This window comes from Pseudomonas sp. 910_23 (genome assembly GCF_052850795.1).
Map to the genome: position 1 here is coordinate 85821 of NZ_VXCZ01000022.1, position 13221 is coordinate 99041.

Annotated in this window: 16 protein-coding genes; 8 read left to right on the forward strand and 8 right to left on the reverse strand. The window is 59.8% G+C overall.

Features of this window, described 5'->3' with window-relative positions; all coding sequences use genetic code 11:
- Positions 1 to 325: 325 nt before the first annotated feature.
- Positions 326 to 1117, forward strand: a complete 792-nt coding sequence (locus tag FW800_RS23380; protein ID WP_446438551.1) for a crotonase/enoyl-CoA hydratase family protein — start codon at positions 326 to 328, stop codon at positions 1115 to 1117.
- Between the two features lie 118 nt (positions 1118 to 1235).
- On the opposite strand, the gene FW800_RS23385 is transcribed toward FW800_RS23380, so the two are convergent.
- A complete protein-coding gene (locus tag FW800_RS23385) occupies positions 1236 to 1991 on the reverse strand; it encodes a spermidine synthase (protein WP_005786442.1) in 756 nt (251 codons plus the stop codon).
- Positions 1992 to 2113: 122 nt separating this feature from the next.
- Between FW800_RS23385 and FW800_RS23390 the strand changes: the two genes are divergently transcribed.
- Positions 2114 to 3460 carry a class II 3-deoxy-7-phosphoheptulonate synthase gene (locus tag FW800_RS23390; RefSeq protein WP_122732652.1) on the forward strand — a complete coding sequence of 449 codons (1347 nt, stop codon included), beginning with the start codon at positions 2114 to 2116 and terminating at the stop codon, positions 3458 to 3460.
- Here the strand turns inward: FW800_RS23390 and FW800_RS23395 are convergent.
- Positions 3450 to 4670 carry a winged helix-turn-helix domain-containing protein gene (locus FW800_RS23395; RefSeq protein ID WP_446438552.1) on the reverse strand — a complete coding sequence of 407 codons (1221 nt, stop codon included), beginning with the start codon at positions 4668 to 4670 and terminating at the stop codon, positions 3450 to 3452. The genes FW800_RS23390 and FW800_RS23395 overlap by 11 nt on opposite strands.
- 45 nt (positions 4671 to 4715) lie before the next feature.
- Positions 4716 to 4922 carry a DUF1127 domain-containing protein gene (locus FW800_RS23400; RefSeq protein WP_032877129.1) on the reverse strand — a complete coding sequence of 69 codons (207 nt, stop codon included), beginning with the start codon at positions 4920 to 4922 and terminating at the stop codon, positions 4716 to 4718.
- A gap of 70 nt (positions 4923 to 4992) precedes the next feature.
- On the opposite strand from FW800_RS23400, the gene FW800_RS23405 reads away from it, so the two are divergent.
- Positions 4993 to 5874, forward strand: a complete 882-nt coding sequence (locus tag FW800_RS23405) for a LysR family transcriptional regulator (RefSeq protein ID WP_005786436.1) — start codon at positions 4993 to 4995, stop codon at positions 5872 to 5874.
- Here the strand turns inward: FW800_RS23405 and FW800_RS23410 are convergent.
- Positions 5864 to 6613, reverse strand: coding sequence for a sulfite exporter TauE/SafE family protein (locus FW800_RS23410; protein WP_446438553.1), 750 nt, complete (start codon positions 6611 to 6613; stop codon positions 5864 to 5866). The genes FW800_RS23405 and FW800_RS23410 overlap by 11 nt on opposite strands.
- 106 nt (positions 6614 to 6719) lie before the next feature.
- On the opposite strand from FW800_RS23410, the gene FW800_RS23415 reads away from it, so the two are divergent.
- The 3 genes from FW800_RS23415 to FW800_RS23425 all read left to right on the forward strand — a co-directional run bounded on the left by FW800_RS23415 (position 6720) and on the right by FW800_RS23425 (position 8791).
- Entirely contained in the window at positions 6720 to 7670 is a 951-nt protein-coding gene (locus FW800_RS23415; RefSeq protein WP_005786433.1) for a LysR family transcriptional regulator, read from the forward strand.
- Positions 7671 to 7750: 80 nt separating this feature from the next.
- Positions 7751 to 8203 carry a MarR family winged helix-turn-helix transcriptional regulator gene (locus FW800_RS23420; RefSeq protein WP_005786431.1) on the forward strand — a complete coding sequence of 151 codons (453 nt, stop codon included), beginning with the start codon at positions 7751 to 7753 and terminating at the stop codon, positions 8201 to 8203.
- 168 nt (positions 8204 to 8371) lie between these two features.
- Positions 8372 to 8791, forward strand: a complete 420-nt coding sequence (locus FW800_RS23425; RefSeq protein ID WP_446438554.1) for an organic hydroperoxide resistance protein — start codon at positions 8372 to 8374, stop codon at positions 8789 to 8791.
- A gap of 65 nt (positions 8792 to 8856) precedes the next feature.
- On the opposite strand, the gene FW800_RS23430 is transcribed toward FW800_RS23425, so the two are convergent.
- Together FW800_RS23430 and earP are read right to left on the reverse strand one after the other, a co-directional pair.
- Positions 8857 to 9429: an elongation factor P gene (locus FW800_RS23430; protein WP_003172723.1), complete on the reverse strand. Its 573-nt coding sequence runs from the start codon at positions 9427 to 9429 to the stop codon at positions 8857 to 8859.
- A 49-nt stretch (positions 9430 to 9478) separates the two neighbouring features.
- A complete protein-coding gene (gene earP / locus FW800_RS23435) occupies positions 9479 to 10612 on the reverse strand; it encodes an elongation factor P maturation arginine rhamnosyltransferase EarP (RefSeq protein ID WP_446438555.1) in 1134 nt (377 codons plus the stop codon).
- Positions 10613 to 10744: 132 nt separating this feature from the next.
- Between earP and FW800_RS23440 the strand changes: the two genes are divergently transcribed.
- Together FW800_RS23440 and FW800_RS23445 are read left to right on the forward strand one after the other, a co-directional pair.
- Entirely contained in the window at positions 10745 to 11113 is a 369-nt protein-coding gene (locus tag FW800_RS23440; protein ID WP_446438556.1) for a hypothetical protein, read from the forward strand.
- Positions 11114 to 11118: 5 nt separating this feature from the next.
- Entirely contained in the window at positions 11119 to 11601 is a 483-nt protein-coding gene (locus FW800_RS23445; protein ID WP_078820699.1) for a GreA/GreB family elongation factor, read from the forward strand.
- Positions 11602 to 11606: 5 nt separating this feature from the next.
- Here the strand turns inward: FW800_RS23445 and cysB are convergent, their stop codons facing one another.
- Together cysB and FW800_RS23455 are read right to left on the reverse strand one after the other, a co-directional pair.
- On the reverse strand, positions 11607 to 12581 hold the full coding sequence (cysB, locus tag FW800_RS23450; RefSeq protein WP_005786423.1) for an HTH-type transcriptional regulator CysB: 975 nt from the start codon (positions 12579 to 12581) through the stop codon (positions 11607 to 11609).
- A gap of 103 nt (positions 12582 to 12684) precedes the next feature.
- Positions 12685 to 13185 carry a universal stress protein gene (locus tag FW800_RS23455; RefSeq protein WP_005786422.1) on the reverse strand — a complete coding sequence of 167 codons (501 nt, stop codon included), beginning with the start codon at positions 13183 to 13185 and terminating at the stop codon, positions 12685 to 12687.
- Between the last annotated feature and the right edge of the window lie 36 nt (positions 13186 to 13221).

Below are 13221 nucleotides of genomic sequence, written 5' to 3' on the forward strand. Positions count from 1 at the left end.
ATTTGCGAAAACGAATGAATGAAAAAGATTCGTCAAGGGAGAGTCCGCTGTGCGGACGTGCAGCCGAAGCTGACTTCGGGGAATTGCGCTACCTAAACGCGGCCCGGTTAAAGGCCGGCGCGCACTATACCGGAAATAGCTGAAAAAGGGAGCTTTTTTTATCGCAGCGCACTGATAAACCGCGCTGCGTCGCGGGCTTTGCAGATCTGTGCGCCAGGGTCTATTTTTCAAAGGCCCGGCCCTGCTGGTCATCAAGCTTAAACGGTTCACCCACCCACTCAGGCCCTTCGGTCTGAAACCCTACCCGCGCCCGAGGGCACACCCGATGAAACAAGCCAGCAGTAGCCGCGTCAGCCGTGCACTTGAGGGCCATGTTCTGTTGCTGGGCCTGGACCGCGTGGCCAAACGCAATGCCTTCGATCTGGATTTACTCAATGAGCTGAGCCTGGCCTATGGCGAATTTGATCGAAACGATGACGCCCGGGTGGCCGTGGTATTTGCCCACGGCGATCACTTCACGGCGGGGCTGGACTTGGCCAATGTCAGCGGCGTGATGGCGGGCGGCTGGCAACCGCCGCTGGGCGGGTGCGATCCCTGGGGCGTATTCGCAGGGCCCAGGGTCAGCAAACCGGTGATCGTCGCGGCCCAGGGCTACTGCCTGACCATTGGTATCGAGTTGATGCTGGCGGCGGATATCAACCTCTGCGCCAGCAATACACGCTTTGCACAGATGGAAGTGCAACGTGGAATATTTCCGTTTGGCGGCGCGACAATGCGCTTGCACCAGATCGCGGGCTGGGGCAATGCGATGCGCTGGCTGCTTACCGGAGACGAGTTCGACGCCCATGAAGCCCTGCGCCTGGGCCTGGTACAGGAAGTAATGGCCAGTGAAGACCTGTTGCCCCGCGCCATCGAACTGGCCAACCGCATTGCTCGTCAGGCGCCGCTTGGCGTGCAGGCGACGTTGATGTCGGCGCGTCTGGCGCGTATGGAAGGCGAAGCTGTCGCAGCCGCCGCCCTGCCGCCCATGGTGGATAAATTGCTCAACAGCGAGGATGCCAAGGAAGGTGTGCGGACGATGATCGAGAAGCGACCGGGGGTGTTCAAGGGGATTTGAGTTGGCAATACCGACGCGATCGGGGGCAAGCCCCCTCCCACATGTGTACGTGTAAACGGATCTGAAATGCGGTCGAATGTGGGAGGGGGCTTGCTCCCGATCGCGCCGGAACAGACAACTAGGTTGCCGGCCGAATAGCCTTGATCAACGGCTGCAACGAGTACCCCAATCGCGGCGCCAAAGCTTCGGCGCGGGCTGACAGGGCATCGAGGTCCAGTTCCTGATCCAGCTCGGAAGGCACCAGCAGAATCACATTGCCCTCCTTCACCGGCAGCTCCCAGTAGTGTCGGTGATACAACCCACGCAGCAATGCCGCGCCCAGCGGTTTACCATCATCGGTGGCCCACTGGTTGATCACCAGCCAGCCGCCGGGGTTGAGTTTCTTCTGGCAGCTTTCCAGAAAGGTCCAGGCCAGATGCCCCACACCGGGGCCGACATCGGTGTAGAGGTCGACGAAGATCAGGTCGGCCGATTCAGCGGTATCGAGCAATTGCAGGGCGTCCCCCACTCGAATGTACAAGCGCGGGTCGTCATCAAGCCCCAGGTATTCGATGGCCAGGCGCGGTACATCAGGGCGCAGTTCAATGGCCTCGACGTCTTCCAGCGGCAGAAACCTGAGGCATGCCTGGGTCAACGTGCCCGCGCCCAAACCGAGGAACAACGCGCTCTCCGGCTGCTCATGGCACAGCGCACCGATCAACATGGCCCGGGTGTAGTCATACTCCAACCAGCTCGGGTCGGCGGTGAACACGCAGCTTTGCTCGATGGCGTCGCCGAATTCGAGAAAGCGGTAATCGGCTACTTCGAGCACACGGATCATGCCGAAATCATCATGGACTTCGGCCAGCAGGCGCTCGACACGCTCCTCGGTCATCACTACTCCTAAGGGGTTACCGCTTGGCAAAGGCGCGATTGTCGGCCAACCGGCAGCAACAGGTCACGCACTAATTGCTGATAACATCAGCGTTATCCGTCAATCACCCAATCGAGTTCATGATGAGCCAACCTTGGAGCCCCGACAGCTGGCGCGCCCTGCCAATCCAGCAACAACCCCAGTATCCGGACGCTGCACACCTGTTGCAGGTGGAGCAGAACCTGGCCAGCTACCCGCCGCTGGTGTTTGCCGGGGAAGCCCGTGAGTTGCGTCGCCAGTTTGCCGAAGTGACCCAAGGTCGCGCCTTCCTCCTGCAAGGTGGCGATTGTGCCGAGAGTTTTGCCGAGTTCTCCGCGGCAAAAATCCGCGACACCTTCAAGGTGCTGCTGCAGATGGCGATTGTCATGACCTTCGCCGCCGGTTGCCCGGTGGTGAAAGTCGGACGCATGGCCGGCCAGTTTGCCAAACCGCGCTCATCCAACGATGAGACCATCGACGGTATCACCCTGCCTGCCTACCGTGGCGACATCGTCAACGGCATCGGCTTCGATGAAAAAAGCCGTGTGCCGGACCCGGACCGCCTGTTGCAGTCCTACCACCAGTCCACAGCCACCCTCAACCTGCTACGCGCGTTTGCCCAAGGGGGGTTCGCCGACCTGCACCAGGTGCACAAGTGGAACCTGGACTTTATCGCCAACTCAGCCCTGGCCGAGAAGTACAGCCAACTGGCCGACCGCATCGACGAGACCCTGGCCTTCATGCGCGCCTGTGGCATGGACAGCTCGCCGCAATTGCGCGAAACCAGCTTCTTCACCGCCCACGAAGCGTTGCTGCTCAACTATGAACAAGCCTTCGTGCGCCGCGACAGCCTGACCAACGACTACTACGACTGCTCGGCCCATATGCTGTGGATCGGCGACCGTACACGCCAGTTGGACGGCGCCCACGTCGAATTCCTGCGCGGGGTGAACAACCCGATCGGCGTGAAAGTCGGGCCGAGCATGAACCCGGACGATCTGATCCGCCTGATTGATATCCTTAACCCGGACAATGACCCTGGTCGCCTCAACCTGATTGCGCGCATGGGCGCAGGCAAGGTCGGCGACCACTTGCCCAACCTGATCCGCGCCGTACAGCGCGAGGGCAAGCAGGTGCTGTGGAGCTCCGATCCTATGCACGGCAACACCATCAAGGCCAGCAGCGGCTACAAGACCCGCGACTTTGCGCAAATCCTCGGCGAAGTGAAGGAGTTCTTTCAGGTGCACCACGCCGAAGGCAGCTACGCCGGCGGTATTCATATCGAGATGACCGGGCAGAACGTCACCGAATGCATCGGCGGCGCACGGCCGATTACCGAAGACGGGCTATCGGACCGCTATCACACCCATTGCGACCCACGGATGAATGCCGATCAGTCGCTGGAGCTGGCGTTTCTGATTGCCGAGACCTTGAAACAGGTCAAACGCTGATCAACATCGCCGCCCTTAATCGGGCGGCATCGGGTCGCTGGCAATTGAGCTGGACCTGCTCCAGCCCCAGCCAGGCGGCCATTTGCCGCAGGTTGACGGCCAGCGCCAACATGCCTTCGTCCTCCAGCCCCGATTCTTCTTCGTGCACTGCATGCACCGCCAGCCGCCCATGGGCACGCTCGGCCCGCAGGTCGACGCGCGCAGCGATCCGCTCATTGTGCAAAAACGGCAGCACGTAGTAGCCATACACCCGCTTGTCTTGCGGGGTGTAGATCTCCAGTCGATAGCGGAAATCGAACAAGCGCTCGGTGCGGCTGCGCTCCCATATCAATGAATCGAACGGTGACAGCAAGGCACTCGCCGGCACTTTGCGTGGCACTTTGGGCTCCGGCAGACAGTACGCTGGTTGCTTGAAGCCTTGCACCTGGCACGTCAGCAACTGCCCGTCCTCGACCAGTTCGGCCAAGCGCGGGCGGCTGTCCGCGGGGTCGAGGCGGAAATAATCGCGCAGGTCCTTTTCGGTGGCGATACCCAGCGCCGTTGCGCTATGCATCAGCAAGCCGCGCTGGGCTTGAGCCTCGCTCATGGACGTTTGAAGAATCTCGCCCGGGATCACACGCTCCGGCAAATCATACAGTCGCTCAAAACCTCGGCGCCCCGCGACGGTGACCAAACCGGCGGCGAACAGCCATTCCAGTGCGTGCTTCTCATCACTCCAATCCCACCAGGGCCCAGCACGCTCCTCTCGGGTCGACAAACTGCCCGCACCCAAGGCGCCCTGTTGCTCGACGCTGTGCAACACACGCCGAATAGTCGCCTGCTGCTCACGGCCAAAACGCGCCATCTGCGCATAGATGCCTTGCCCTTGCCTGGCCCGCTCCATGCGCCAGCGCATCAGCGGGTACATCGCCATCGGCAACAGCGACGCCTCATGCCCCCAATACTCGAACAATGAACGCCGCCGCCCCTGGCTCCAGGCTGCTTGCTCAAGGAGCAACGGGGTGTACTGGCCCAGGCGGGAGAACAACGGCAGGTAGTGGGAACGCACCAATGCGTTGACCGAGTCGATTTGTATAACGCCCAGGCGTTCGATCAGCCGGTTGAGGCGCGCCGCTTTTATCTGGGCAGGCGCCTGGCGCCCCGAGAAACCCTGGGCGGCCAGCGCCATGCGTCGAGCTTGCTTGAGTGAAAAGGACAGGTCGGCGGGCATGGCAATCTCCATAAAAGCTCGCCCCCTACCCTACTGCATCCTGGCTTACTTTCGCAGCGGGTCTTCCCAGAAATGCCGATGGCTTTCCTGCTCGACGTCGGCGCGGTTGAGCCCGATATCCTTGAGTGCGTCATCGCTCAACGTCGCCAGCATATTGCGCTCTTGATGCAACAACTGCCAACGCGCAACCCTATTAAACAGACCGGCAAACCACCACTTATTCAGTAATACAAAACCTTTTTGACCTTTCATCTTCTCGCCCTCCAGTAGGGATGACGAAAGTGTGTGCCTGCCGCTATGATCAATCCAACGAATGTTTCTTATGCAATACATCTCGGAGATTGATCCATTGTCCGGCTACCCGAGTATCGACACTGACGTGCTACGCACCTTCGTGGCCATTGCTGACCAAGGCGGCTTTACCCGCGCCGGTGAACTGGTCAACCGCACTCAATCGGCGGTGAGCATGCAGATGAAACGCCTGGAGGAGGATGTGTTGCAGCGCAAGCTGTTCGAGCGTGACGGCCGACAAGTGCGGCTCACGCCCGAAGGCCAGGTGCTGCTGGGGTATGCGCGGCGCATCCTGAAACTGCACAGCGAGGTGTTCAATACCCTGCGCGAGCCACATATGGTGGGGCTGGTACGCATCGGCACGCCGGATGACTACGTCATGCGTTTTTTGCCGGGAATCCTGAAGCAGTTTTCCAAAGCTTACCCACTGATTCAGCTTGAGATGCACTGCGAGGCGTCGTCTGTATTGATGCAACGGCGGGACCTGGCGCTGACCGTCATTAGCCGCGAGCCCGGTAATGATATCGGTGAGCTGTTACGCACTGAACGCATGGTGTGGGCTGCGTCACCGTGCTTCTGTGTCGATGAGCACGATGCCCTGCCACTGGCGATTTCCGGCGATGACTGCCTGTACACCCATTGGGCACGCGCCGCACTGGATGCGGCCGGACGGGATTATCGCCTGGCCTATCACAGCTCCAACGGCGCGGCGATCCAGGCGGTGGTCAGTGCTGGCCTGGCGGCGATGGTCAGCATGGAAAGCCTGATCACCGACGACCTGCGAGTGCTTGGCAGCGAAGAAGGCTTTCCCCCGCTGCCGTCGATGAATCTGCGCTTGCTGCGCAACCCGCAGATGACGTCGCCGATCACGGAATGCCTGGCGGAGTACATCGTTGAAGGCTTCAAACTTTAAAGGTCAGCATGACCGCGCACACCACTAAAAAACCACAGAACAGGCCGCGCAACAGGCGCTCCGGCATGGCGTGCGCGACTTTCACACCCCAACTGATACTGAGCAGGCCACCTACCGCCAGTGGCAGGCCGATCATCCAGTCCACCTCGTGGTGCCAGGCATAAGTGACCAGGGTCACGCTGGTGCTGGGCAGCGCCAAGGCCAACGATAAGCCTTGGGCAACCACTTGGGTGGTGCCGAACACACTGGTGAGTACCGGCGTGGCGACCACCGCGCCACCCACGCCGAACAATCCGCCCATGGAGCCGGACGCCGCACCCAATACCCCAAGCCACGGCCATGAATAGCGCATCTGCGCCGTGGGCGGTGCGTTGCGGGTGAACATGCGCAGCAGGTTGTAGACCGACAACGCCACCAGGAACGCAATAAAGCCGATACGCATTGCGCCCGCATCCAGCCCCACCGCCCAGATAGATCCCAGCCAGGCAAAGCAGAATCCCATCACGCCCAATGGCAAGGCGTGACGCAACTCGATGCGATTACGCTGGTGATAGCGCCACAGGGCAAGCATCACATTGGGCACCACCATGACCAAGGCGGTGCCCTGGGCGATCTGCTGATCCAGGCCGAACAGCACGCCCAGCACCGGGATAGCAATCAGCCCGCCGCCAATGCCAAACAGCCCACCCACCGTGCCCAGGGCCGCGCCCAATATCAGGTACATCACTAAATCCAACACCGCACTACTCCGTCATCCCAAGCCTTGCATGCTACGCAGTCGGCTCTAGCGCGGAAACGCACAGCAACGCACAATGGCTATGCCAATCTCGCACAGGCGCTAGCCAATGAACCCCAATACCCTCACCGAACAACTGGGCCTGTTTCTGGACGTATTGGAAACCGGCAGCTTTTCCGCCGCCGCACGGCGCCATCCGCTGACGCCCTCCGCGGTGGCTAGGCGTATCGACAGCCTGGAAAGCTCAGTGGGCAGCCAGCTGTTCCAGCGCAGCACCCATGCGGTGCTGCCGACACCGGCGGGTTTGGCCTTTGCCGAACGGGCCCGGCGGATCGTCAGTGAGTTGCAACTGGCGCGGGCGGAAGCAGTGTCCCTGAGCCACGCGCCGGAAGGCTTGATCCGGGTGGATGCACCTGCGGCATTCGGTCGACGGCACCTGGCACCGGTGATTGCGGATTTTTTGAACGTGTACCCGGGCCTGGACGTGCACCTGCACCTGATCGACAGCTTTGTCGATATGCAGGGCGCACACTTGGGCAAGGTCGACCTGGTGCTGCGCGCCGGGCATATCGTAGACACGCGGTTGATCGCTACCCCGCTGGCGAGCATCGTGCGTATCGCCTGTGCCAGCCCGGCCTACTTGAAGAGCCGCGGCACACCGACCCATCCTCGAGAACTGAGCGAGCATGACGGCCTTGACTGGGATGGCCTGGCGCCGATGTTTGCCTGGCGCTTTGAGCACGACGGGCGCCGCACCACTTATCGTCCGCGGCGTATCCGCCTGAGCGCCAACAACGCCGAGGCCCTGCTCAGCGGTGCGCTGGCGGGGCTGGGCATCGCGCATTTGCCTACCTGGCTTGCCAGTGAATACCTGGTACGGGGTGAGCTGCTGCCGCTGTTTTGTGAAAACGGCCTGCCCAGCCCGGAGACCGCCGGCATTTATGCGCTGCGCCTGGAACAACAACCCAACGCCCGTAGCCGATTACTCCTTGAATACCTCAAGTCGCGCTTCAGCCCAGTGCCGCCTTGGGATTTGGCCTTGCAAAGCGGCCTGATCTGACCCGCCTGGCAAAATTATCTGGCGCATTAAAGATTTGCCCGCTAGATTCCAGCGCAGACACGCTTTTACGAGGCACCTCAATGAGTAAAAACCCTGATCCCTGTCAATCGCTGCTGCTGGACAATCAGCTGTGCTTCGCCTTGCATTCCACCTCGTTGCTGATGACAAAGGTGTACAAACCCTTGCTCCAGGCGCTCGGCCTGACCTACCCGCAGTATCTGGCCATGATGGTGCTGTGGGAAGAGGATGGTTTGACCGTCAGCGAAATCAGCAGCCGCCTGCTGACGGACCCCGGTTCACTCACGCCATTACTCAAACGCCTGGAAGCCGAGGGCCTGCTTAGCCGCACCCGTAGCCGCGAAGATGAGCGGGTGGTGGTGGTAGAGCTGACCGACGCCGGGCGTGCCTTGCAGGGCAAGGCCAAGGACGTGCCCCAATGCATCCTGGGCGCCAGCGGGATGCAGCTTGCGCAATTGCGCAAGCTGCAGGCCGACCTGATCGCGCTGCGCGGCAATCTGCAAAGCGCTATTTAGAAAACAGCAAATCACTTGAATGTGGGAAGGGCAGTGCGCCCCTCCCGCATTCAATTTCAGCAAGTCAAAAACATTTATCTTGCGCGCAAAACATTAGCGCTATACATTGGCCTTACCAACTACTTAGCGCGCAAATATTTAGCGCTAACAATCAAAGAGGAACGCCCCATGCAAACGCTCTATACCGCTGTAGCCACCGCCACTGGCGGCCGTGATGGTCGCGCTGTTTCCAGCGATAACATCCTCGACGTCAAACTCTCCACCCCCAAGGAACTGGGCGGTGCTGGTGGCCAGGCTACCAACCCGGAGCAACTGTTCGCCGCGGGCTACTCCGCTTGCTTTATCGGAGCGCTGAAATTTGTCGCCAGCCAGACCAAACGCAAAATCCCGGATGACGCCTCTATCACCGCCCAAGTTGGCATCGGTCAGATCCCCGGCGGTTTCGGCCTGGACATCGACCTGCACGTCAGCCTGCCGGGCCTGGCCCAGGAGGATGCGCAAAGCCTGGTCGACGCCGCCCACCAGGTATGCCCTTATTCCAACGCCACCCGTGGCAACGTGGATGTGCGCTTGCATGTAACAGTCTGATAAACAGACGCCCACAAAAAAGCCCGACACCAGGTCGGGCTTTTTGCGTACCGGCGGGGCCAGAATTACTTCTTGGCGCGACCTTTGTACGAACCACCTTCGCGGGTGTCGATCTCGATCAGGTCGTCGATTTCGATGAAATCGGCCACTTGCAGTTCGGTACCGTTGCTCAGCTTGGCAGGCTTCATCACCTTGCCCGAAGTGTCGCCGCGAGCGGAACCTTCGGTGTAGGCAACCTTACGCACGATGGTAGTCGGCAGCTCTACGGACACCAGGCGCTCTTCGAAGAAAATCGCTTCGCAGACGTCTTCCATGCCTTCTTCGATGAACGGCAGAACGGCTTCGATATCTTCAGCGTTCAGCTCGTACATGGTGTAGTCGGTGGTGTCCATGAACGTGTAGGTGTCGCCGCTGATGAAGGACAGGGTCGCTTCCTTGCGGTCGAGGATCACGTCGTCCAGTTTGTCGTCAGCGCTGTAGACGATCTCGGTCTTGTAACCGGTCAGCAGGTTCTTCAGCTTGGTCTTCATGATTGCGCTGTTACGACCAGACTTGGTGAACTCAGCTTTCTGAACCAGCCAAGGGTCGTTTTCGAGACGGATCACTGTACCGGGTTTCAGTTCTTTACCAGTTTTCATTGCATATATCCGAAATTTGGATGGGATTTACAAAAATCAAGGTGGCGTATCATATCCAACTTTCATAAAACTGTACCAGCGCCGTCGCAAGATCGGCCTGCAAGCCTTGTTCCAGACACCAGTTCTGCGCGTGCTCATTCACCTCGGGCCAGTGTTCCAGCAGCATTTTCCAGGACTGTGCCATGTCGCCATCAGCGTTCCAGGCTTGCCAAAGCGCAAAGACAGCCGCTTTGGCGGCAGGCGAGAGTGCAGCGGTGTACAACTCAAGGAAGGCATCCAGTTTGTCCAGGTGGATGTCTTCATCCTGGCGGTAGATATGCCACAGCAACGGCCTCCCCGCCCATTGGGCGCGCACGAAGGAATCCTCACCGCGCACGGCGTTGAACTCGCAACACCACAGCAAATGGTCATATTGCTCCTGGCGCATGAATGCAATGACCTGCACCGTCAGCGCCCCGCGTACCTGGATGTCTCCCGCCGACAGGCTGGTCACGCCCAACCAGCGTTGCACATCCCCCAGAATTCGCCCTTCCGGCACCAGCAAGTGAGTGGCACGCCCATCCTTGGCGAGCACGTCCAGCCAACCGGCCAGCCCAGGATTCTCATAGGCAAACAATGAGATCAATCGTGCCCCGCCCGCAGGAGACACGCCCAGGCTCTGCAGGAATTGTCGTTGCGCAACGTCATCCTGCTGAAAAGCCTGGCGTCGCTCCACCAACCCGGCTTCACGCAGCAAACCACCGGTACCAGGACGAAAGCCGGGGAAGAAAAAGTACTTCTGCACCCCCTTGAACTTCACCGAAGGCAGGCGATGACAACCCACCACCCAGTCTTCTGCGCTGAGGTAATCCAGGTTCATCCACAACGGCGGGCGCTCACGCTCGGCCATGCGCTCCATGTAGTGCGGCGGCAGCTGGCAGGCGAATGCAGCAATCACCACATCGGCCGACTGCGCGCCCGGCCACTCGGCCGGCCAGTGCCGCACCTCTACGCCCTCTTGCCATTGCTGGTCCATCTGCACATCAATGTGCGGGCACATGCGCTCGAACGCCCGCAGGTCATCGACCCACAAGCACACCTCACAACCATGCTCCGCCACCAACTGTCGGGCCAGGCGCCAGGTCACGCCGATGTCGCCGTAGTTGTCGACGACGCTGCAAAAAATATCCCAGCGGGCTTTCATTCCGGGCTCCATCGTCCAAAGGCTCGATTGTCCGCATAAATGCGCTGATGCAGAAGGCTTGATCGCGATTATTCTGCACGGCGGCTGTGCGACAATCGGCACCACGCCGTCAATGTCTGCAAGGAGGCCATCATGTCCGACCGTCAGCTGTCACTGTTCAAGCTGTGCATCGCCATTGCCGCAGGCGTGTGGCTGGGGTTTATCGCCATTGCGCTGACCGCCTGGCTGGCAACTCGCTATCTGTTTCCCCAAAGCCTGGCACCCGTGGCCCAGGCGGTTCAGCAGTTGGGCGAGCCAGCCGCAGTTGTGCCGCAGCCAACGAACCGCATGTTCGAACAGTATCAACAAAACCTGCAAAAGCAGGAACAACAACAGGCCCTGGACCAGGCCCGCAGCAATGCGCGCAACCTGTCCAACCCCAAATGCCAGTTCTGGCTGCAACAGGACCAGAACGCCCCCAGTGAAAAGACTCGGGCCAATGTCCTGCAATTTTGCGATTGAAGACCATGAATAAACACGCCGTCCTCCAGTTGATCCTGGAAAAACTCACCGCCGACCTCGATATTGCCCAACGCGCCGCACAGACTGCCTACGAAACCGCGACCCACGAAGAAAACATCGCCGAGAACAAATACGACACCCTGGGGTTGGAGGCGTCATACCTGGCGGCCGGGCAGGCCAAGCGAGTCGAGGAGATCAAGCAATCGCTGACGCTGTGCCAGAACCTTCAGTTGCGAGGGTACGATGAACAACGCGGGATAGAAGTCGGTGCGCTGCTGGGCCTGGAAGACGAGAACGGTCGCCAGCAATGGCTATTTTTGGCGCCGGATGCGGCAGGGTTGAAAGTCGATGTGGTCGGGCAACCGGTGACCGTCATCACCCCGCGCTCGCCCCTGGGCAAAAGCCTGCTCGGCAAGTTTGAAGGCGATGAGGTAGAGATTCTGGTGGCAGGCGCTCGGCAACACTTTACGGTTACCGAGGCCCGATAAATCACTCAGTGGACGGGCAATTCAACGCCGTCGAACAAATCTTCCAGCTCTTGCTTGTTGTGGCACTGGATCGCCTTGGCCATGACTTCGCGGGTCAGGTGCGGTGCGAATTTCTCGATGAAATCGCACATGAACCCCCGCAGGAAGGTGCCGCGACGGAAGCCGATCTTGGTCACGCTCGACTCGAACAATTCGCTGGCATCCAGCACCACCAGGTCTTTGTCGAGGTTGGTGTCGACCGCCATCTTGGCGACGATCCCGACGCCCAGGCCCAGGCGAACATAAGTTTTGATCACGTCGGCATCCGCCGCGGTGAACACCACTTTTGGCGTCAGACCACGATGACTGAACGCTTCGTCGAGCTTCGAACGACCGGTAAACCCAAATACATAAGTCACAATCGGGTATTCGGCCAGGGCTTCCAGCGTCAGCTTCGGCAGCTTGGCCAAGGGGTGCCCCTGGGGCACGACCACGCAGCGGTTCCAGCGGTAGCACGGCATCATCACCAAGTCGCCGAACAGCTCCAGGGCCTCGGTGGCGATGGCAAAATCGACGGTGCCATCAGCGGCCATCTCGGCGATCTGCATCGGTGAGCCCTGGTGCATGTGCAGGGCGACGTCCGGGTATTGCTTGATGAAATCGCGAATCACCGGCGGCAATGCATAACGCGCCTGGGTGTGGGTGGTGGCGATCGACAGGGTGCCCTTTTTTTCGTTGGAGAATTCCTGGGCGATCTGCTTGATGCTCTCGACTTTACGCAAGATCTCGCCAGCGGTGGTGATGATCCGCTCGCCAGCCGGGGTGACGCGGGTCAGGTGCTTGCCACTGCGAGCGAACACTTCGACGCCCAACTCGTCTTCGAGCAGGCGGATCTGCTTGCTGATACCGGGTTGCGAGGTGTAAAGGCTTTGAGCGGTAGCGGAAACGTTGAGGTCGTGGTGCGCCACTTCCCAGATGTAGCGCAGTTGTTGAAGCTTCATATCAATCCCTCAAAGCAGATAGACGCCACGGGTATCAGCGACGATATATAACTATATTAAAGGTTAGACAGATAAATCTAGAACTTTTTATCGTTTTTACCGATCAGCTATCTTCGCTGCGTCTACGCTGCAGCGACGGCACCAGATAAACCGGCACCGGAGACAGCTGCAACACGCGAGCAGCGGTGCGCCCCAAGGGCACGGCCACGCCGGTTGCCTGGCTATGACTCCCTACGATCAGCAAGTCGACGGAAAGTTTTCGCAGTTGGTCGAGAATCACCTCGCAGGTATCCCCTTGGATCACCCTGACCGAACGAATCAATTGCAGGTCCTGCTCCCCTTCTCCCAACTCATCGCGAAAGCCGTCCAATACGCGCTGTTCGATGGTCGCCATGACCGTGCTCAACCCCTGGCTCTGCCATTCGCTCAGCGCCTTCTCATCAAGGTAGCTCTGTAATACTGATTCGGCGAACAACCCGATGGGCTCGACCACATGGATCACATACAGGTCAGCCTTGAACGTTCGCGCCAGTGCCAGCGCATGTTGCATCACGTACGGCGCATACAGACCCAGGTCCGTGGCATACAACATCGAACGAATCATAGAACCTCCTGGACTGCCAGGATGGCGGAGATTGAA